The sequence below is a fragment of the Brevibacterium sp. 'Marine' genome (genome assembly GCF_012844365.1).
Taxonomy (GTDB): Bacteria; Actinomycetota; Actinomycetes; order Actinomycetales; family Brevibacteriaceae; genus Brevibacterium.
On record NZ_CP051626.1, the window covers coordinates 1,651,729 to 1,671,231 of the forward strand.

The window sequence follows — 19,503 nt, forward strand, 5'->3', positions numbered from 1 at the left end:
GAATGCGTGAGTGTCGTTTCAGTACCTGCCCCGACCATTCCGCGCCGGCGTCTGGCTCCTAGCGAGATCCGCACTCCGGTCAATGCTGACAAGAGAGTGCTGCTGGCTGCGCCGCGCGGCTATTGTGCCGGCGTCGATCGGGCTGTCATCGCTGTCGAACGCGCCCTCGAGCATTACGGCGCACCGATTTACGTCCGCAAGGAGATCGTGCACAACCGCCACGTCGTCGAGACCCTGTCCGAACGCGGGGCCGTCTTCGTCGATGACACCGCGGAGGTCCCGGAAGGTGCTCGGGTCGTGTTCTCCGCCCACGGAGTCTCACCGGCCGTGCACACCGAGGCTGCTGGGCGCGGGCTGTCGACGATCGACGCGACCTGTCCGCTGGTGACGAAGGTTCACAAAGAAGCCATCCGATTCGCTCGGGACGGCTTCCGCATCCTCCTCGTCGGCCATGCCGGACACGAAGAGGTCGAAGGAACCATGGGGGAGGCACCGGACCACATCACTGTGGTGCAGAGCCCCGAGGAGGCTCGCACCATCGAGGCGCCCGATGCCGAGAAGCTGGTGTGGATCTCCCAGACGACATTGAGCGTGGACGAGACCATGGAGACCGTTGAGATCCTGCGTGAGCGCTTTCCGCACCTGCAGAATCCACCCAGTGATGACATCTGCTACGCCACGCAGAACAGACAGGTTGCAGTGAAGAAGATCGGCCCCGACGCCGATCTGGTCATCGTCGTCGGCTCGGCGAACTCCTCGAATTCCGTCCGCCTCGTCGAGGTCGCCCTCGAACACGGAGCGAAGACGGCTCACCGTGTCGATTTTGCTCGTGAGATCGACGAGACCTGGTTCCACGATGTCGCCACTGTCGGTGTCACCTCTGGGGCGAGCGTTCCCGAGAACCTCGTCCAAGACGTGCTGCAGCTGCTGGCCGACTACGGTTTCGACACGGTCGAAGAAGTCGTCACCGCCGAAGAGGACCTCATCTTCTCGCTGCCGAAGGAACTGCGCAAGCTCGGGTGAGCTGAGCAATTCCGCTGCGCGGCGCGACGGGGAGTCCCACGACTCAACGGAGTCGACAATCGCTGTCGATTTTCAGTTCGTCCCCGTCTGACGATCACGCAGATGAGTCGGACCGCGATCGTCGAAGTCCATGGCCCGCGGACGACTGAGTTCCTCGGCGCTGATGCCCCGAGTGCGAGTATCGAGTTCGGCCACGGCATCGAGTTCGTCGGCGACGATCCCGGTCGACGGGAACTTTCTGGCGGTGACGAGGAACCGGGACTCCAAGGACGAGACGAACCGGTTGTAGTCCTCGACCGACCGGTCCAGGCTGGCTCCCATCCGTGACACATGGGTCACCAGAGTGCCGATGCGTTCGTAGAGTTCCGTGCCCAGCCGCAGCACCTCGGCAGCCGAAGAGGACATGTCCGCCTGCCGCCAGTTGAGCGCCACGGTCTTCAACAGCACCAGCAGAGTCGCCGGTGAGGCGAGGACGACGTTCTTGCCCAGTGCATGATCGATCATCTTCGGGTAGCTTGCCGCGGCCGCGGAGAGCAGGCCGTCGGTGGGCACGAAGCAGACGACGAAGTCGGGGGAGGCCTCGAATGCCTTCCAATATTCTTTCGATGCCAGAGCATCGACATGGCGCAGCAGCGCGCGGGCATGATCGTGACTGTCTGTGCCAGAGTCGGGCGCCTCGGCGGAGTCCTCGTTCATTCGTGCCGACAGCGGGGTCTTCGCATCGATGACGATCGTGCCGCCGCCGGGCAGGTGGACGACCATATCGGGTCGGTGGCGCTTGCCATCGCGTTCGGCGCTGACCTGGGTGTCGAAGTCGACGTGGGGGAGGAGGCCGGCGTATTCGACGATGCGTTTGAGTTGGACCTCGCCCCAGTCTCCGCGGTGCGTGGTTGAGTTCAACGCGTTGGCCAGTGACCCGGTGGATTCCTGGAGGCGGAGGTTCTGTTGGCTGAGGTGCCCGATCTGGGAATTCAGTCGGGTGATCTGTTCGATCTGTGTGCGGTCCTGGGCGTGCAGATTCTCCTGCAGGTTCTTCACGCTTGCCGCCAAGGGTCCGATGGCCGCGGTGATCTCACCGGCCATCTGCGCATCGGCCTCGAGGTCTTCCGTGCGTTGGGACAGGATGTGTGACGTGGTTTCTGCGCGGGTGAGTCTCTCGAGATAGCGAGACCGTGTGAGACTGCGCCCGAGGAGGAATCCGAGCGCGGCGGCGAAGACGATCGCCACGATGACGGCGATGATGACTGCGGCAGCGGGGAAAGCATTCATGGTCCCAGGGTGACAGAGGGCACTGACACGAGAATTCGAGGACCACCTCGGCGAGGGCTAGACTTGGATACCGTGGCTTTGACTATCGGAATCGTGGGACTGCCCAATGTCGGCAAGTCGACCATGTTTAACGCACTGACCAAGAACCAAGTTCTCGCGGCGAACTACCCGTTTGCGACGATCGAACCGAACGTGGGCGTGGTCCCTCTGCCGGACGCCCGGCTGAGCAGGTTGGCGGAGATCTTCTCCTCCGAACGCATCCTCAATGCCACCGTCGACTTCGTCGACATCGCCGGAATCGTGCGTGGTGCCTCTGAGGGCGAGGGCCTGGGCAACCAATTCCTCGCCAACATCCGTGAAGCCGATGCCATCTGCCAGGTGATCCGCGGATTCGTCGACGACGATGTCGTCCACGTCGACGGCAAGATCAGCCCGGCCGATGACATCGATACGATCAACACCGAGCTCATCCTCGCTGACCTCCAGACATTGGAGAAGGCACGGCCCAGGATCGAGAAGGAGGTCAAGGGCAAGCGCGCTCCTGCTGAGCAGCTGACCGCGATCGACGCCGCCACCGAGATCCTCGAAGGCGGGCGGACGCTCTACCAGGCGATGCAGGCCGACAAGTTCGATGTCAGCGCTCTGCGTGAGCTGCAGCTGATGACGGTCAAGCCCTTCCTCTACGTGTTCAACGTCGACGACGAGGTGCTCGCCGATGAGGACAGGAAGAACGAGATGCGGGCCCTCGTGGCTCCCGTCGAGGCGATCTTCCTCGACGCGAAGTTCGAATCCGAACTCGCCGAGCTCGACGCAGAAGAGGCTCGGGAGATGCTCGAGTCGACCGGCCAGGATGAAGCGGGGCTCGATCAGCTCGCCCGCGTCGGCTTCGACACCCTCGGTCTGCAGACCTACCTGACTGCCGGGCCCAAGGAATCCCGTGCGTGGACGATTCCGAAGGGTGCCACCGCCCCCGAGGCGGCCGGCGTCATCCATACCGACTTCCAGAAGGGCTTCATCAAGGCCGAGATCGTGTCTTTCGATGATCTCGATGCGAACGGTTCGATGGCTGCCGCGAAGTCCGCCGGCAAGGTGCGGATGGAAGGCAAGGACTACGTCATGGTCGACGGCGATGTCGTGGAGTTCCGGTTTAACGTCTAGCGTTAATGACGGTGCCCGTCATGCACTGGTCTCGTGATCAGATCGTTCGGGAGCAAGGACACCGAGCGCATCTGGCATGAGCACTACGTCAAGCGCGTTGATCGCACCCTGCAGCGGGCAACGCTGCGGAAGCTCGAGTTGATTCATGCGGCGAAGGATGTCGAGGACCTTCGGGTCCCGCCGGGGAGCCGTCTGGAGCGGCTCGTCGGCGACTGTCGTGGACAGCACAGAATTTGCGTGAACGCGCAATGGCGTCTCTGCTTCGTCTGGAGAGAAGGAGGCGCGGACGATGTCGAACTCGTCGACTACCACTGAGGCCGACCTGATCGAGCCGATCCATCCGGGAGAGATCCTGATGGAGGACTTCATCGAGGGCTTCGAGATCACGCAGAACAAGCTGGCCGTGTCCATCGGGGTGCCGCCGCGGCGCATCAACGAGATCGTGCACGGCAAGCGGGGGATCACCGCTGACACGGCGATCCGTCTGGCTCGCTTCTTCGGGACGTCCGAGGAATTCTGGATGAACCTGCAGTCTCACTACGAACTGCGGATCGAGCGGCGAGTGCTACGCGACCAGATCGCGACGATCACGCCTCTCGAGGTCGCGTGATCGTGCCGCCTGAGGCATTCCGAGTTGAGGCACAAGCCGGCGGGGTTGAAGCGGGCGAGCCTTTGGCGGAGCATGTCATGGAAACGTCATGCACACCCGAGACAAAGCGGGTGCTTGAGTCGTGGTTCCTTCGACCCGCATCGCGATGATCCGGGCGTCGCGGACAGGCCGGAAGTGCTGAGAGCGCCAGTGGTGATGCTCTGAGCATCGCTGCAGCGCCATCCGGGCCTGTTCAGATGGCCGTACGTGCCGGAACCTCGGTCGAAGTCCGGCATCCCTAGGACAACTTCATCCAAGAGCGTCGAACGTCAGGCCCATATGAGGGATCCCGGCGTGTCCGTCATAGAACCTCCCACGCCTACTGCGCGGTGTGGCCGGCATCGACGGGCAGCGCCGCTCCTGTGACGTAGCTGGCAGCGTCAGAGCACAGCCACAGCACTGCAGCGGCGATCTCCTCGGGCTTGCCGAGACGGCCGAGCGCCACTCCTGCAGCGGCGGCTTCGACATCGAGTTCTCCTCCAGCGGCCATCCGGGCGACCATCGGGGTCTCAATGGTGCCCGGGCAGACGGCGTTGCAGCGCACGCCGTGCTTCCCGTATTGCAGGGCCACGGACTTGGTCGCGCCGATGACGCCGTGCTTGGTGGCGTGGTAGGTGGTGCGGCCGTCGCCGCCGACCAGGCCGCCGAGGGAGGAGCAGTTGACGATCGACCCGGAGCCCTGCTGACGCATCTGCTTCAGCTCGTGCTTCATCGAGGCCCACACGCCCTTGAGGTTCACGCCGACGATCTGGTCGAAGGCCTCCTTGGCTTCGTCGGCGGAGTCTACCGGGGGAAGCATGATCCCTGCGTTGTTGAACGCCATGTCCAGGCTGCCGAATTCCGCGATGGTCTGGCGGACGGCAGCGGCGACCTGGTCCTCGTCGGTGACGTCGCAGGTGATCGCGACGGTCTTCCGGCCCTTGGCAGCGAGCTCGTCGGCCAGGCGTTGGGCGGCATCGGCGTCGCGGTCGATGATGGCAACGTTCGCGTCGGCCTCGGCGAAGGCGCGGACGGTGGCCTCGCCCATTCCGGCACTGCCGCCGGTGACGAAGGCGGTCTTGCCGGTGAAGTCATAGGTGAGTTCGGTCATGGTGATTCTCCTTCTTCGTTGTCGACGTGGTTCGTGACTCTGTCCACGGCATCGACGGCAGTCTGCTGTCCTTCGAATTCGGCGAGGTCGCGGGGGAGGTCGGCGGTCTTCTCGCTGGCGTCGAAGTCCTCGAGGCCGAGGGTCAGCGCGACCACCGAGGCGGCGAGGGTCGTCAGCCGCGTCGGGTCGGTTTCGGCGTTGGTCGTGCGGGTCACGGGGCCGCCTCGATGGTCACGGTCTGCTCGCCGTCGGCGCGAGTGAGCGCGGCGAACGATTCGTCGATGCGGCCGAGGATCACGAGCCCGGCAGATCGTGGGAAGTCGCGGTAGAAGATCGCGAGGTTGCCCCAGGGCGCGTAGTAGGCGATGTCCCCGGCCCTGGCCGCTGCCGCGCTGGGGGAACCGTCGGTGCTCAGCCGTCCGGGCAGGTCGGCGATCTTCTCGGTGGCGTGGAAGTCGGACAGTGTCAGGGTCAGGGGCAGCATGGCTGCGAGGTCGCGGCCGGCCGCGGTGTCGTCGAGCGTTGCGCTCAAGGTCGTGTCGCTTGTGGCGATGCGGATGTACATGGATTCGATCATCCTGTCGTGGTCGTGGGCTGGTTCGTGCTGGGGGTGGCGGCCAGTGTGTGGCCCCGGCCGGAGGCGAGGAGGACGACGAGGGCTGCCAGAACGGCGAGGGCGGCGTAGCCCAGCGAGATGGTCTGCAGAGTCATACCGGCGGCGGTGAGCCGTCCGGAGATGAGGCTGGGAAGGGCGGCTCCGCCGTAGGAGAAGAGGTAGACGGTGGACATGAGCCCGGCCCTGTCTGCGGCGCTGGCGCGGGGCAGAAGCCCGCGCATGGAGCCGGTGAATGCCGCACCCTGGGCGGCTCCGGCCCCGATGCCGCACAGAATGACAACGGCGATGGTCCCGGTGCGCAGTCCGATGACGACGCCGACCACGGCCAGGGCGAAGATGGTGATGCCCAGTCGCTGCGCGGTCACCGGGGTCAGCCGTCCGGTGAGCGGCCCCCCGAAGGCGTAGGGGGCCATGAAGGAGGCGAAGACGATCCCGGCGACGAGGGTGTTGGTGGTGCCCAGGCTCTGCGCGGAGATGGTGGGGCTGAAGGCCTGGTAGAAGCCGCCGAGCGCCCAGGTGCCGACGAATACGGCGATCGCCGCGGGCAGCAGCGGCCGGATCGTCTGCGGCAGGTGCACGTTTGGCCGCAGCGATCGCAGTGCGCCGTCGCGGCGGGTCGTCGGGTCGGGGCTGAGCAGCAGGAGGAAGGCGCACGCGGCGAGCGGGACGGTTACGGCGATGTAGGGGGTCTGCTCGGGCGCAGGCCCGTACTCGGCCAGCACACCGGCACCGACCGCGCCGATCGTCAGGCCGACCAGCGGGGCGCCGGCGACGACGGTCGCGCTGAGCCATTTCGGCTTCTCGGGAGCGAGGTCGACGATATAGGCAGCTATTGCCGAGGAGCCGAGCCCGCATGCCAGCCCCTGGAAGGCACGACCGGCCATGAGCACGCCGAGACCGGTGACGTCGAGCAGCGCCAGGGACCCGGCGGTGGCGAGGACGACCGCGGACATCGCCACGGCCTTGCGCCCGATATGGTCGGAGAGTCGTCCGAGGACGACGAGGGCGACCATGACGGCGGCGAAGTAGGTCACGGCCGCAATCGACAGGTCCCCGGTGGTCAGTCCGTCGGCGGAGCGGTAGCGCTCGTAGAGCGGAATCGGCGCCCCGGAGGCCGCGAAGACGACCACCAGCGAGGCCGCGGCGGCGGCGAACCCGAGTCGCCTGCGCGGCAGGGGCCGCTGCGGGGAATCGGGTGCGCTGGTGGTCGGCTCGCTCATCTCCTGGTCTTTCCCGTCGGTCGTGGTCGTCTCGTCGGTGGTGGTTGGGCTTGTCTCAGGGGCGCAGGAGCGCCTTGGTGGCGCGCCGCTCGTCCATGGCCCGGTAGGCTTCGGCGGCCTCGTCCAGGGGCAGGTCGAGGTCGAATACGCGGCCCGGGTCGATCCGCCGGTCCCAGATCCGGTCGATGAGGTCGGGCAGCAATGCGCGGACGGGTGCGGGGCCGCCGTGGAGGTGGCTGAGCGTGAAGAACAGCGGCTCGCCGGGGATCGCGATCCCGTGGGGGACGCCGACGTATCCGACGTGACCGCCGGGGCGCACGGATCCGAGCGCCTGCATCATCGCCTCCTGGGTGCCGACCGCCTCGACGACGCTGTGGGCACCGTAGCCGTTCGTGAGTTCCTTGATCTTCGCGATGCCTTCGTCGCCGCGCTCGGTGACGATGTCGGTCGCGCCGAACTCGCGGGCCAGGGCCTGCCGGTCGGCGTGGCGGGACATGGCGATGACGCGGTCCGCGCCGAGCTGGCCGGCCGCGAGCACTGCCGAGAGGCCGACTGCGCCGTCGCCGACCACGGCGATGGTCTTGCCGGGTCCGGCCTCGGCGGCCGAGGCTCCGAACCAACCGGTGCCGAGGACGTCGGAGGCCGCCAGCAGGGAAGGCACGAGGTCCGGATCGGGCTCGCCTGGGGTGGCGACAAGGGTGCCGTCGGCCTGCGGGACGCGCAGGCGCTCTGCTTGGGCTCCGCCGAGTCCGACGTATTCTGCGTGCGGGCAGCCGGGCTGGTAGCCGGCTCGGCAGATCTCGCAGGTGTTGTCGGAGGCCCAGAATGACCCGACGACGAAGTCGCCTGGTGTCAGGCTCGTCACCTGGTCGCCGATCTGTTCGACGATGCCGATGTACTCATGCCCCATGGGGGTGGGCTGGTCCACGGGGTTGATGCCGCGGTAGTCCCACAGGTCCGAGCCGCACACGCAGGCGGCGGTGACGCGGATGACCGCGTCGGTGGGGTGGACGATCTGTGGATCCTCGCGGTGTTCGACTCGGACGTCGCCGGGTGAGTGGAGGACGACTCCTCGCATGGTGGTTCTTCTCCTTGCTGCAGTGACTGCTGCTGGTGTCTTTGGGTCAGTTGTCGTTCTCGACGATGTTCTTCAGCACGGTGGTTGCACCCATGCCGTTGGGCCAGCCGGCGTAGAACGCCAGCTGGAGGAGGGCTTCTTTGAGCTCGTCGTCGGTGACACCGTTCTGCCGGGCGTAGGCGAGGTGGAACTGCAGCTGGTCCATCTTCCCCAGCGCGGTGAGCGCGGAGATCGTCACGAGGCTGCGATCACGCTTGGATAGGCCCTCGCGCTCCCAGACCTCGTCAAAGAGGACCTTGTCGGTGTAGTGGACCATTCCGGACGCGAAGTCGCCGAAGGCGTTCTTCCCGCCGGTCCAGCCGGTGTTCTGCTGCTCGTCGCTCATGATCGATCCTTTTCTCGTGGTCGGTTCTTCGTTCGTCTTCAATACAACCCGCGGCCTCGCGTGGGTGCCAGGCCCGGTCGTGAGGGGGTACTGCCAGGGACAGGCACGCTAGCCGCCGGTTTCGGTGATTGGGCATGACGCGGTCAGACTCGGCCGGGGGCCTCCAGAGCCCAGCTGGCGAGGATCCCCAGTCGTTCGGCCGAGGCCGTGGCCGCCTCGGCGGTGGCGATCTGCAGCGTCAGCGCCGTGTCCACCGTTGGGGTGAGTTCCTCGCGTGTCAGGTCCAGTCGTCCGACGACGGGGTGGTCGATGACCACTCGGGGCGGGCAGCATCCGCGGTGTCTCTTGGCCGACCAGCGGGAGCGGAATGGTCCGCTGGTCGTCGACAGCTGCCCGATGAGTCGGTGCAGCGCACGATCGTGCGGGTCCCTCGCTGCGGCGGTGCGCAGACGGTGCACCTGCTCGTCGGCGACGCGGTCCCAGTCGGGGTAGAACGCTGTCGAGGCGTCCTCGTCGAGGAACAGGAACCGGGCCATGTTCGGCCAGTCATCGGCCAGTACGGGCGCTAGCAGGGCGCGGCCGAGCCCGTTGACCGCGACCACGTCCAGCCGGTCGGTGAGCACGGCCGCAGGGGCGTCGGTGACCGCGTCGAGTGCGGCCCGGAGCCCGGAGCGCAGCCTCACGGGCCGCGCCCCGTCGGCGCGTCTGCTGGTCCGCTGGGTAGTCATGGTCTCGAGTCAAGACCGATATTGAGCCGCGTGCCAGTCCCTGCCAGTACCCCCGTACCGCAGGGTCTGCCAGAACTGCCGGGCTTCTGGTGATCTGGATGGACCACTGCATCCGACCCCCACATGGGAGCCATCATGACGACGACCACCCGCAGGACCGTCCCTGGCCTGGCCGCCGCGACCCTGGCCGGCGCGCTGCTGACCGGCTGCTCGACTCAGGACGAGTCCGACCCCGCGCCGGAGACGACCGAGACCACCGCTTCACCCGCATCCGATGGGCCGGGCATCGCCGTGTCCTCCACCGCGGAACGAGAGCCCACCGACGGCGACCCGGAGACCTTCACCGGCGACGTCGAGATCCAACCACTGTATGACCCGAACGACGCCTCGACCGGCGGTGCCGGACAGGTGACGTTTCAAACCGGTGCGCGCACTGCTTGGCATTCTCATCCCGCTGGCCAGCGACTGATCGTCACCGACGGCACCGGCTGGATCCAGGAGGAAGGAGAGAACCGCATCACGGTCTCCGCCGGCGACGTCGTGTGGTTCGCGCCCGGCGTCAAACACTGGCACGGCGCGACTGACGGGGAGGCGATGACCCACATTGCCGTCCAGGACACCATCGACGGGAACAACGCCGAATGGATGGAGCACGTGACCGACGAGCAGTACCTCGACCAGGCATGACCCGGAGGAGATCGACGATGACGCACCGACACCCCCGACGCCTCGTGCTCTCGACCGCCGCCCTGGCCGCCGGTGCCGCACTGCTGGCTGGATGCACCGGCCAACCAACCGAAGACGCCGACCCGACCGCCCGCACCGACCGCGTCGGATCCGTGGCCCCGGCACTGGAGCAGTATGACGCCGAGCAGGTGCAAGCCCTGTGGGACGACGAGAGTCTCTCTGCCCGCGACCGCGGACTGGTCACCATCGCCGTCCATGTGGCCAGCGGGAGCACCGACGACCTCGGGTTCTACGTCGACAAGGCCCTCGACGACGGCGCGGGGCCTGCCGAAGTGTCCGAGGCCATCACCCACCTCGGCTTCTACGCTGGCTGGCCCAATGCCGTGGCCGCGGTCGACCCGATCGCCGCCGTGTACGAGTCGCGCGGCATCGACGCCTCTGAGCTGCCCGAGACCGACCCTGAGCTGCTCGACCAGGACGCCGAGGCCGAGTCCGCGCGGGAGACCGACGTGCAGGACCAGCACGGCGACACCTCGCAGCGCCTCGTTGACGCCACCGATCAGACCGTCTTCGATGACCTGTGGCTGCGGCCCGGCCTCGAGCCGCGCGACCGCAGCCTGATCACCGTCGTCGCTCTGGTGGCAACCAGCCAGGCCGACCAGATCCCGTACCACCTGGGCCGGGCGATGGACAACGGGCTCACCGCCGAGGAAGTCGACCCGCTCATGGAGCACCTGGCCTACTTCACCGGCTGGCCCAAGGTGTTCACCGCTATGCCCGTCGTCACCGAGACCCTTGAGTCCCGATGACCCACCCGGCACCCGCGAGACCCGTACCCGAACGAAGGGAAGCATCATGTCGCGGATCGTCGTGATCGGAGCCGCCGGCGGGGTCGGCACCCGCCTCGTCGGCGAGCTGATCGCCCGTGGCGACGTCGTCGCCGCCATTCACCGCCGCCCCGAGCAGGCCGAGCAGCTTCGCGCCGTCGGCGCGGAGCCGGTGCTGCTCGACGTGGCCGACGAGGTCCGGTCCGGAGTGCCGGACCGGCTCGCAGAAGTGGCACGGGGTGCGGACGCCCTCGTGTACGCGGCCGGGGCCAGCAGTGCGCCCATCGACGTCGCCCGGGTCGTCGACGGCGACGGGGTCGCCTTCGCTGCCAGGGCGGCCCAGGCGGCTGGTGTCGACCGGTTCCTGCTGGTCTCGGCGTTCCCCGACGCCTGGCGCGGTCAGGGCATGCCGGCCGCGTTCGAGGAGTACATGGGCATCAAGAAGGACGCCGACGTCGCCCTCGCGGCCACGGGCCTCGATTGGGTCATCGTCCGCCCTGGCACCCTCACGACCGGGGCGCGGACCGGGCGCATCGCGCTGGGCCCGGCGATCGCCTATGGGGACGTGTCCCGGGCCGACCTCGCCGCCGTCCTGGCCGAGATCGTCCACAGGCCCGGGGTGTCACGGCAGGTCGTGGAACTGACCGATGGCACCGCCCCGATCACCGACGCGGTCGACGCCGTCGCCCGCCTGTAGGAAGGGATGACTTCGATGACTGACACGATGCGCGCACTGATCGCCGGACGGGGACCCGACTGGGTCCTCGACCGGATCCCGATCCCCGAGCCCGGTTCCGGGCAGGTTCTGATCCGCAACCGTGCTGCGGCGGTCAACAACGCCGACCTGCCGATGCTCGCCGAGGCTGATCCCACGGCGGGCGGGCATGGGGAGGAATTCGTCGCTGGGTTCGAGTACGCCGGCGAGATCGCCGGCGTCGGCGACGAGGCCAGCGGCTGGAGGGTCGGCGTCCCGGTGATGGGGTCGATCCCTTCTTCCTTCGCCGAGTACGTCGTCGCCGATCACCGGTTCGTCATGCCCCGACCCGCTTCGCTCGCGTCTGAGATCGCAGCGGCCCTGCCAACGGGGCTGCTGACCGAGCACGGTGGGCTCGCGGTCTCCGGGTTCGCGGCCGGCCAGAGCGTGCTGATCACCGGGGCGTCGACCGGCATCGGCCTCATCGGCGTCCAGGTCGCCAAGACCCTGGGTGCCTCTCGGGTGATCGGCACGACCCGCAGTCCGGATAAGCGAAAGCTGCTGGCCTCGGTCGGCGTGGACGAGGTCATCGTGACGAGCGAGCAGGACCTGTCCGTGGCGGTGCTTGCCGCCACCGACGGCCAGGGTGTCGACGTCGTCCTCGACCACATCGCCGGACAGGTCTTTGCCGAGACCCTGCCCGCCACTGCCCACGACGGTCACGTCGTCAATATCGGCCGGCTCGCCGGTCCGGCGTCTACCATCGATATCGATGCCCTGTCCTACCGGCACCTGAACGTCCACGGCGTCTCCTTCGGCTTCAGCCGCGACTGGGAGACCGTGGGCATCATCGCCGGCCTCCTGCCCGAGATGATCCCCGCCGTCGAACGAGGGCTGATCCGCCCGGTCATCGACATCACACTGCCGCTGAGTCGCCCCGACGAGATCGTGGGTCGCCTGCGCTCGGGCCAGGCGGCCGGGAAGGTCGTCGTCGCCATAGACGACTGATCCCGGCCCTCGTCGGGGAGCCTGAGTCAGGGGTGGTACCAGCAGGGTCTGCCACCGGCGCGGGAACCGGCCTAGCGTGGAATCACAAGCGATGAACAGGCACGAGGAGGGAACGACAAGAGCCATGGAGTACGCGCATCTGGGCCGGTCCGGCCTGCTGGTCTCGAGGATCGCGCTGGGCGCGATGAACTTCGGTGACGCCACCGGCAAGGATGAGGCATTCGAGGTCCTGGACCGCGCTGTCGATCTCGGTATCAACCACGTCGACACCGCCGACGTCTACGGCGGTCCGCAGACACCGGACATGAACCAGGGCTTCGGCACCTCCGAGGAGATCATCGGCGACTGGCTGATGAAATCCGGAAAACGCGACGAGATCGTGCTGGCCACCAAGGCCTACCAGCCGATGGGCACCGGTCCCAACGACCGCCGCCTGTCCGCCTACCACATCAAACGGGCCTGTGAGGCTAGTCTGCGCCGGCTGGGAACCGACCACATCGACCTCTACCAGATGCACCACGTCGACCGGGGTACCCCATTCGAGGAGATCTGGCAGGCGATGGAGCAGCTCATTGTCGAGGGCAAAGTCACCTACGTCGGCTCGAGCAACTTCGCCGGTTGGGACGTCGCTACCGCCCAACTGACCGCCCAGCAGCGCGGATTGTTCGGTCTGGCGTCGGAGCAGAGCTTCTACAACCTCGCTAACCGGGCCATCGAGCAGGAGATGATTCCCGCGCTGGAGCACTTCGGCATCGGCCTCCTGACCTGGAGCCCGCTGGCTCGCGGCGTGCTGGCAGGCAGTGAGCCCGGCCCCGACGCCGTGCGCCGCACCGTATCCGGAGCGCAGCAGCAGCGCCAGCAGTACGCCGCCCAGCTCACCGAGTACGAGGCACTGTGCAACCAAATCGGGCATGACCCATCCGATGTCGCGCAAGCCTGGCTGCTGCACCAGCCGGCCGTCACGGCCGTCATCGCCGGGCCCCGCACCGTCGCACAGCTGGAGTCCACGGCCTCCGCCTCGGCGATAGAGCTGGACGCCGAGACACTGACCGAGTTGGACCGGATCTGGCCCGGTCCCGGCGTCGCCCCGCAGTCCTACGCCTGGTGACCTGCCGGGCGCGCATGAATAGAAGGAGAATGTAATGAGTGAGAACGGATTCGACCAGATCTTCCCGACCGGGGAGTCCAACGAGGCCTTCGCACAGTACTTCATCGGGCAGAGTTACCTCGCCCCGCTGACCGATGGCAGCGTGCCCGTGTCTAATGTGTCGTTCGAGCCGGGGTGCCGGAACAACTGGCATATCCACCACGGTGAAAACGGCGGCGGGGACCAGATCCTGCTGTGCACCGCCGGGTCGGGGTGGTATCAGGCTGAGGGCGAGGAGCCGGTCAGCATGGTCCCGGGCACGGCGATCCGCGTGCCGGCCGGGACCAAGCATTGGCATGGGGCGAAGGCCGACGCGTGGTTCTCCCACTTGGCCTTCATCACCCCCGGCGAGGGCGTGAGCAATGAATGGCTCGAGCCGGTCACTGACGAGATCTACGGCCAACTGTCAAACAACGGAAAGTGAAATGATAATCATGAGCATTCTCAACGAAACCTACACCCTGCCCGGTGGTATCGAGATCCCCAAGCTGGGGCTGGGCACGTGGTTCATCGACGATGACCAGGCTGCTGACGCCGTCAGGGCAGCGGTCGAGATCGGCTACCGCAACATCGACACTGCTCAGGCCTACGGCAACGAGCGCGGCGTCGGCGAAGGTGTGCGTGCCTCAGGCGTCTCCCGGGAGGACCTCTTCGTATCGACGAAGCTCGCCGCGGAGGTCAAGGACTATGATGGCGCGGTTGCTGCGATCGACGAGTCGCTGTCGACGATGGGCCTGGACTACATCGACCTGTTCCTCATCCATGCCCCGCAGCCGTGGGAGGACTTCCGCAACGGCGACTATGCCGACGGCAACGCCCAGGCCTGGAAGGCCCTCGAAGAGGCGCACCAGGCAGGCAAGATCCGTGCGATCGGGGTGTCGAACTTCCTGCAGTCCGATCTCGACAGCCTGTTGGAGACCGCGACGGTCACGCCGCATGTCAACCAGCTGCTGGTCCATGCCGGCAATACGCCGTCGGAGCTGCTGAGTTACTGCGAGTCCAAGGGCATACTCGTCGAGGCGTACTCCCCGATCGCGCACGGCGAGATCCTCGACAATCCCGACGTCAAGACGATGGCCGAGGCGTATGGGGTGACGGTGCCGCAGCTGTGCATCCGGTACACGATCCAGTTGGGCACCGTGTCTCTGCCGAAGACCGCGAACCCCGACCACATGCGTTCCAACGCCGAAGTCGACTTCACCATTTCCGATGAGGACATGGGCGCCCTGCGGGGCCTGCACGACCAGGACTACGGCGAGTCCGCCGCCTTCCCCGTCTACAGCGGAAAGTGACCAACCGCGTTCCCGCTGCCGGAGCCATCTCGGCCCGGCAGCGGGTCCGTGTGAAAGGAGACTCGAGAACATGAGTACCTGGACAATCAAGCAGCTGAACACCATCGCGACCACCGACGATTTCCACATCGCCCCCTACCGGGCCGACAGTGTGACGCCCGGGACGCTGACCTGGATATGGTCCGTCATCGTCGACGGCGCGGTCTACGTCCGCGCCTACAACGGCACCGCCTCCCGCTGGTACCAGTCCGCACTGGACCAGAAGGCGGGCCGGATCACCGCCGGCGGCATCGACGCCGAGGTCACGTTCACACCGGTCGCCGGCGAGCTCGATGAGAGCATCGATGCCGCGTATTCCGAGAAGTACGCCGGCAGCCCCTACCTGCCGCCGATGGTCTCGGACCGGACTCGCGCGGCCACCGTCCGCGTCGACCCCCGATGAGCAAGAAGGCATGGGAATGAGCGCGCAGGAGCAGCGGCCGATCGGCACCGGCTTCGACGCGTCCAGCGACGTCGTTGACGTTCTGGACGGTGTCGACCTGACAGGGAAGACCGCCCTCGTCACCGGCGGTTCCTCCGGGCTCGGCGCGGAGAGCGTCAAAGCGCTCGCCGCCGCCGGTGCCCGGGTGATCGCGCCCGTCAGGCGGCCCGGCTCCGCGCCTACAGCTGAAGAAGTCGAGGAAGTGTCCGGCCTCGACCTCGGGGACTTGGACACCGTTGCCCGCGCAGCCGAGCACATCGCTGAGATCACCAGCAACGTGAACATCGTCATCACCGCTGCCGGGGTAATGGCCACGCCATTGCGCCGCGTCGGCCCGGGCTGGGAGGGCCAGCTCGCTGTCAACCACCTCGGCCACTTCGCCCTCCTCGCCCGGCTCTACCCGCTGCTGGCCGCACAGGGCGCGCGAGTCGTGACCTACTCGTCCTCGGCTCACCATGCCTCGGGCATCCGCTGGGACGACCCTCACTTCCTGCGCGGCTACGACAAGTGGAAGGCCTACGGCCAGTCGAAAACCGCCACCAGCCTCTTCGCCGTGGGCCTCGACGCCCGTGGCCGCGGCGACGGCGTAAGAGCGTTCACAGTCCATCCCGGCAAAATCCTCACCGGACTGCAGCGCGACGTCCCGCACGCCGAGCAGGTCGCCATGGGCTGGGTCGACGAGCAGGGCAAGTTCATCGGGGAGGGCTTCAAAACCTGGTCCCAAGGAGCAGCGACCGGGCTGTGGGCGGCGACGGCCGGTGAGCTGGAGGGCCAGGGCGGCCTGTTCCTCGAGGACTGCGACGTCGCGGCCGTCCTCGAGTCTGGTGGAGCAATGACCGGCGGAGTCGAGCCGTACGCCGTCGACCACGCTGGCGCCGAGAAGCTATGGCGGATCTCGGCGGCGATCACCGCCACCGATCTGCCCGGGTAAGCGCAAAGCAGCGGAGTTATTCCGCAGCGGACGCCCCTGCAGAGATGCGAGCGCCGCCGGTGCCGTGGACCTGCTCGGCCAGTCGCCGCATCCTCGTCTCCGAGGGCGTGTTCGGTTCGGCGCTGTAGGCGGTGAGCGTCAGCCCGTGTTGGGCGGGCATCTCCAGAGCATCCATGCTCAGGCGCAGGTCGCCGACCAGGGGGTGGCGGAAGTCCTTGTAGCCGCTCTGGTGCAGCCGCACGTCGTGCTTGGCCCACAGGGTGCGGAAATCCTCCGATTTCGTGTTCAGCTCTCCGACCAGCTCTGTCAATGCCTCGTCGGAGGGGTCTCGGCCGGCCTCGGTATGCAGCAGTGCGACCGCGATATCGGCGGCCTTCTGCCAGTCCGGGTAGAGCCGATGCGCGCCCTCGTCGAGGAAGCAGAAACGGGCCAGGTTCACCGGCCGCGCGGCGTGCACGAACGCCTCAGAGTAGAGCATCTGGCCCAGCGCGTTGATCGCCAGGACGTCGAGGCGGCCATTTCGAATGAACGCCGGGACGCCGGTCATGCCGTCCAGCAGCCTCTGGAGGCTTTCCGAGACTTGGCCGCGCTTCTTCCGCGCCGTCCTCGGCGCAGGTCCAGCGGCCCGGGCGAGGTCGAACAGATGCTCCCGCTCGGCGTCGTCGAGCTGCAGCGCGCGGACGAGGGCGTCGAGGATGCCGTCGGAGACCCCGGCGAGCCCGCCGCGTTCCACGCGAGTGTAGTACTCGACGCTGACCCCGGCCAGCAGCGAGACCTCTTCGCGGCGCAGGCCCGGGACCCGGCGGATGCCGCCGAAGTCTGGCAGTCCGGTGTCTTCAGGGCTCAGCTTTGCCCGGCGCGTCATAAGAAATTCGCGGGTTTCGGCTCGATTGTCCATGGTTCAACGATAATTCAACGGGTCGCCATGAGGCAGTCACTGCCAGGGCCTGGCACTGCACGTCGGCTTTCGATGAGGGCTCCACGTGTCAGGGCTGGACCTGCACACGGGGTAGGCGTCAGCTCCACCGATAGGGACGTGCGCCCGCCTGTCCTCAACTGATCGGTCCCTTGACGGTGTAGCGCAGCCAAAGGCTGCCATCGTCGAGCTTCTGTGCATCCTGCAGGTCGAACTCGGTCGGCACTGCGGCGCTGTAGCGGTCATCGGCTTCGAACAGCGTCTGGGCTCCCTTGGCACCGTCGGCGGCGGGGGTGAGCACGATGCTGACTTCGTCGCAGAGTCCGGCGCGAATGAAGGACCAGTTCACGCCGCCCCCGCCGCCGAGCATCAACTCTTCACCTCCGAAATTCTCCGCAATCTTCTCGACGGCCAGCTCCAGGTCGAGCGAGTCGTCTCCGGCGATGAGATAGGAGATCCCCAGTCGGCGCAGCAGATCCTTGTATGCGTTGCTGGCCCTCCCGGAGAGGATTTCGACGACATGGGCATTGGTATCGAAGTAGTCGATCGAGTTCTTCTCCCAGCCCAGCTGGCCGGACGGGTCGATGGAGAAGTAGTTCATAGTCGAATCCGGAACTGCGATGTAATCGCCGTCGGGGACGGTCGCGGCCGCTTCGTTCAGAGCGGGCTCGCGGTAATGGGTGAAGTTGTCCTCGGTGGTGATTCGGCCGCTGAGCCATCCTCTATGCCCGCGGTAGTGACGCTCGGGGCCGTAGGCCAGAGCATAGAACTCCCGCTGGGAAGCCATGCCGACGTCGGTCGGCAGGTAGTCGCCGACGATCTTTCCGTCGAGTGACATGTGCATGTGGCAGATGATGCGTGGACGAGTCATGGGTGTGACCTCCTGTGGTCTGACGTTCGTGAGCCGGGCACGGGACTTCGGACGAAATTGTATGAGAGTCGTTCAGACAGCTCCGGGGCGAGCCGGACCTCAATGGCACCACAGTTATGGTGTGTGAGGGAGTCCCGCTTGAAAGGTGTACTGCGAGAGACTCCCTCGCGTGCCGGGTCCTCGCCTGTCGTTGAACACTTGGACAACGGGGTGGAAGCTCGTGAGCTGCCGGCTTCACGTCGTTGTCGATCGTACGATCCAGTGCCCGCAGTCGGGAGCCCGACGGGGACTCCCGCCATTGGATAGGGTGGAGGTCGCAGGGGACGGTCCGGTCCCATCGACCCTCGAGTCAGGAGTATTCGAAATGAGTTTCACTGTCTACCTATCTGGTGAGATACACACTGATTGGCGTGCGGAGATCCAAAAGGGCGCCGAGGCGGCCGGCCTCGGCATCGAGTTCACCGCTCCGGTGACGGACCACCCCGCCAGTGATGCTGCTGGTGACCATCTCGGCGAGAATGACAGCTCATACTGGCGCGACCACCAGTCGGCGAAGGTCAATGCCATCCGCACTCGCACCCTGATCGAGAAGGCCGATATGGTCGTCGTGCGTTTCGGGGATAAGTACAAGCAGTGGAATGCCGCCTTCGACGCCGGCTATTGCGCAGCTCTCGGCACACCCTATGTCACCCTTCACGATGCTGACATCGTGCATCCGCTCAAGGAAGTCGATGCCGAAGCCAAGGCGTGGTGCCAGACAACCGATCAGGTGGTCGAAACCCTGAAATATGTCCTCAGAGCCTGAACCCGAAGAGGACTGAGCTCGATGAGCTGCGGCCGCTACGGCAGGGGATGATCTCCCTTGATCTTGAAGAAGGAGCCGCGGATCTCACCGGCGAGTTTCGACTTCTGACGGGCGAACTTGAATGCCGACAGCTCGGGAGGCACGTCCATTCCCTCCGAAAGTTTGAAGCCGACGGCCCGCTTGCCATCGTCTGCTCGTGTCCACAGGACATTGACCGCCAGTCCGGATTCGTAGAAGACGTGCACCCAATAGATGCCGTCGACATCATTGATGCTGACTTCGAGAGCCGGCGAGGTCGGTACGATCTCACGTTCGGAGGAAAGGATCTCCTCCACCCAGTCCAATGCTTCCTGTGCCTCGGCGACCGGGGCCACGGTGAACGTGTGCTTGTACTTGTTCGAGAAATACCGTGCCTCGTTGGCACGCAGGCCCGCCAGCGCCTCGGCGACGGGGGAGGACTCGAGCCCCGCGGTGGAGACATCGGTGAATGAAACGGCTTCGAACGGCATGGGTCAAGGATATGCCCGATGTGTTCGGCCGCTCACGCGTGGGTGGGCCTCGGCCGCATCGTCTGCGCCAGCAGCAGCGCGCAGGTGCATGAGTTGCAGGCGCGACTGCACGGCATCAA

The 19,503-nt window shown here is 66.4% G+C and carries 25 protein-coding genes and 1 pseudogene; 15 read left to right on the forward strand and 11 right to left on the reverse strand.

The window, feature by feature from the left end; genetic code table 11:
* The first annotated feature begins 6 nt into the window (after positions 1 to 6).
* The gene (locus HF684_RS07290) at positions 7 to 1,023 is read left to right on the forward strand and encodes a 4-hydroxy-3-methylbut-2-enyl diphosphate reductase (protein ID WP_169251955.1); all 1,017 of its coding nucleotides are present in this window, start codon (positions 7 to 9) and stop codon (positions 1,021 to 1,023) included.
* Positions 1,024 to 1,095: 72 nt separating this feature from the next.
* Here HF684_RS07290 and HF684_RS07295 read toward each other — a convergent pair whose 3' ends face one another.
* Positions 1,096 to 2,292 (reverse strand): DNA recombination protein RmuC, encoded by a 1,197-nt coding sequence (locus HF684_RS07295; protein ID WP_169251956.1) that lies wholly within the window; start codon positions 2,290 to 2,292, stop codon positions 1,096 to 1,098.
* A 72-nt stretch (positions 2,293 to 2,364) separates the two neighbouring features.
* Between HF684_RS07295 and ychF the strand changes: the two genes are divergently transcribed.
* From ychF to HF684_RS07310, 3 genes are read left to right on the forward strand one after another with little or no spacing between them, the layout of a single operon-like run.
* On the forward strand, positions 2,365 to 3,450 hold the full coding sequence (gene ychF, locus HF684_RS07300; protein WP_169251957.1) for a redox-regulated ATPase YchF: 1,086 nt from the start codon (positions 2,365 to 2,367) through the stop codon (positions 3,448 to 3,450).
* 33 nt (positions 3,451 to 3,483) lie between these two features.
* A complete protein-coding gene (locus HF684_RS07305; RefSeq protein WP_169251958.1) occupies positions 3,484 to 3,765 on the forward strand; it encodes a type II toxin-antitoxin system RelE/ParE family toxin in 282 nt (93 codons plus the stop codon).
* Positions 3,740 to 4,060, forward strand: a complete 321-nt coding sequence (locus tag HF684_RS07310) for a HigA family addiction module antitoxin (protein WP_169251959.1) — start codon at positions 3,740 to 3,742, stop codon at positions 4,058 to 4,060. The genes HF684_RS07305 and HF684_RS07310 overlap by 26 nt, the downstream gene beginning before the upstream one ends.
* 358 nt (positions 4,061 to 4,418) lie before the next feature.
* On the opposite strand, the gene HF684_RS07315 is transcribed toward HF684_RS07310, so the two are convergent.
* From HF684_RS07315 to HF684_RS07345, 7 genes are all read right to left on the reverse strand, one after another.
* Positions 4,419 to 5,189 (reverse strand): glucose 1-dehydrogenase, encoded by a 771-nt coding sequence (locus HF684_RS07315; RefSeq protein ID WP_169251960.1) that lies wholly within the window; start codon positions 5,187 to 5,189, stop codon positions 4,419 to 4,421.
* Positions 5,186 to 5,404, reverse strand: a complete 219-nt coding sequence (locus HF684_RS07320; RefSeq protein ID WP_169251961.1) for a hypothetical protein — start codon at positions 5,402 to 5,404, stop codon at positions 5,186 to 5,188. The genes HF684_RS07315 and HF684_RS07320 overlap by 4 nt, the downstream gene beginning before the upstream one ends.
* Positions 5,401 to 5,766, reverse strand: coding sequence for a cyclophilin-like fold protein (locus HF684_RS07325; RefSeq protein ID WP_211168089.1), 366 nt, complete (start codon positions 5,764 to 5,766; stop codon positions 5,401 to 5,403). The genes HF684_RS07320 and HF684_RS07325 overlap by 4 nt, the downstream gene beginning before the upstream one ends.
* On the reverse strand, positions 5,763 to 7,025 hold the full coding sequence (locus tag HF684_RS07330) for an MFS transporter (RefSeq protein WP_169251962.1): 1,263 nt from the start codon (positions 7,023 to 7,025) through the stop codon (positions 5,763 to 5,765). Before HF684_RS07330 ends, HF684_RS07325 begins: the two co-directional genes overlap by 4 nt.
* A gap of 55 nt (positions 7,026 to 7,080) precedes the next feature.
* Positions 7,081 to 8,103 (reverse strand): zinc-dependent alcohol dehydrogenase family protein, encoded by a 1,023-nt coding sequence (locus tag HF684_RS07335; protein WP_169251963.1) that lies wholly within the window; start codon positions 8,101 to 8,103, stop codon positions 7,081 to 7,083.
* Positions 8,104 to 8,149: 46 nt separating this feature from the next.
* Complete coding sequence (locus tag HF684_RS07340; RefSeq protein ID WP_169251964.1) at positions 8,150 to 8,488, reverse strand: carboxymuconolactone decarboxylase family protein; 339 nt, start codon at positions 8,486 to 8,488, stop codon at positions 8,150 to 8,152.
* A 143-nt stretch (positions 8,489 to 8,631) separates the two neighbouring features.
* The gene (locus HF684_RS07345) at positions 8,632 to 9,216 is read right to left on the reverse strand and encodes a hypothetical protein (protein ID WP_169251965.1); all 585 of its coding nucleotides are present in this window, start codon (positions 9,214 to 9,216) and stop codon (positions 8,632 to 8,634) included.
* Positions 9,217 to 9,351: 135 nt separating this feature from the next.
* On the opposite strand from HF684_RS07345, the gene HF684_RS07350 reads away from it, so the two are divergent.
* The 9 genes from HF684_RS07350 to HF684_RS07390 all read left to right on the forward strand — a co-directional run bounded on the left by HF684_RS07350 (position 9,352) and on the right by HF684_RS07390 (position 16,283).
* On the forward strand, positions 9,352 to 9,903 hold the full coding sequence (locus HF684_RS07350) for a cupin domain-containing protein (protein WP_169251966.1): 552 nt from the start codon (positions 9,352 to 9,354) through the stop codon (positions 9,901 to 9,903).
* Positions 9,904 to 9,920: 17 nt separating this feature from the next.
* Complete coding sequence (locus HF684_RS07355; protein ID WP_169251967.1) at positions 9,921 to 10,712, forward strand: carboxymuconolactone decarboxylase family protein; 792 nt, start codon at positions 9,921 to 9,923, stop codon at positions 10,710 to 10,712.
* 46 nt (positions 10,713 to 10,758) lie between these two features.
* Complete coding sequence (locus HF684_RS07360) at positions 10,759 to 11,427, forward strand: NAD(P)H-binding protein (protein ID WP_169251968.1); 669 nt, start codon at positions 10,759 to 10,761, stop codon at positions 11,425 to 11,427.
* Between the two features lie 15 nt (positions 11,428 to 11,442).
* Complete coding sequence (locus HF684_RS07365; RefSeq protein WP_169251969.1) at positions 11,443 to 12,432, forward strand: zinc-binding dehydrogenase; 990 nt, start codon at positions 11,443 to 11,445, stop codon at positions 12,430 to 12,432.
* A gap of 91 nt (positions 12,433 to 12,523) precedes the next feature.
* Positions 12,524 to 13,540, forward strand: a complete 1,017-nt coding sequence (locus HF684_RS07370) for an aldo/keto reductase (RefSeq protein WP_348981440.1) — start codon at positions 12,524 to 12,526, stop codon at positions 13,538 to 13,540.
* A 34-nt stretch (positions 13,541 to 13,574) separates the two neighbouring features.
* On the forward strand, positions 13,575 to 14,003 hold the full coding sequence (locus HF684_RS07375; protein WP_169251970.1) for a cupin domain-containing protein: 429 nt from the start codon (positions 13,575 to 13,577) through the stop codon (positions 14,001 to 14,003).
* Positions 14,004 to 14,013: 10 nt separating this feature from the next.
* Complete coding sequence (locus HF684_RS07380) at positions 14,014 to 14,871, forward strand: aldo/keto reductase (protein WP_169251971.1); 858 nt, start codon at positions 14,014 to 14,016, stop codon at positions 14,869 to 14,871.
* Between the two features lie 70 nt (positions 14,872 to 14,941).
* A complete protein-coding gene (locus HF684_RS07385; RefSeq protein ID WP_169251972.1) occupies positions 14,942 to 15,313 on the forward strand; it encodes a DUF2255 family protein in 372 nt (123 codons plus the stop codon).
* 16 nt (positions 15,314 to 15,329) lie between these two features.
* Positions 15,330 to 16,283 (forward strand): oxidoreductase, encoded by a 954-nt coding sequence (locus HF684_RS07390; protein ID WP_169251973.1) that lies wholly within the window; start codon positions 15,330 to 15,332, stop codon positions 16,281 to 16,283.
* 16 nt (positions 16,284 to 16,299) lie between these two features.
* Here the strand turns inward: HF684_RS07390 and HF684_RS07395 are convergent, their stop codons facing one another.
* Positions 16,300 to 17,181 (reverse strand): helix-turn-helix transcriptional regulator, encoded by an 882-nt coding sequence (locus HF684_RS07395; RefSeq protein WP_169251974.1) that lies wholly within the window; start codon positions 17,179 to 17,181, stop codon positions 16,300 to 16,302.
* A gap of 154 nt (positions 17,182 to 17,335) precedes the next feature.
* Entirely contained in the window at positions 17,336 to 18,070 is a 735-nt protein-coding gene (locus HF684_RS07400; protein WP_169251975.1) for a dihydrofolate reductase family protein, read from the reverse strand.
* Positions 18,071 to 18,434: 364 nt separating this feature from the next.
* Here HF684_RS07400 and HF684_RS07405 point away from each other — a divergent pair, with 364 nt between their 5' ends.
* A complete protein-coding gene (locus HF684_RS07405; protein ID WP_169251976.1) occupies positions 18,435 to 18,875 on the forward strand; it encodes a YtoQ family protein in 441 nt (146 codons plus the stop codon).
* A gap of 35 nt (positions 18,876 to 18,910) precedes the next feature.
* On the opposite strand, the gene HF684_RS07410 is transcribed toward HF684_RS07405, so the two are convergent.
* Positions 18,911 to 19,384: a phage tail protein gene (locus HF684_RS07410; RefSeq protein WP_169251977.1), complete on the reverse strand. Its 474-nt coding sequence runs from the start codon at positions 19,382 to 19,384 to the stop codon at positions 18,911 to 18,913.
* Positions 19,385 to 19,396: 12 nt separating this feature from the next.
* On the opposite strand from HF684_RS07410, the pseudogene HF684_RS18755 reads away from it, so the two are divergent.
* Positions 19,397 to 19,471: pseudogene (locus HF684_RS18755) on the forward strand (nucleoside deaminase); the annotation flags it as partial.
* Between the last annotated feature and the right edge of the window lie 32 nt (positions 19,472 to 19,503).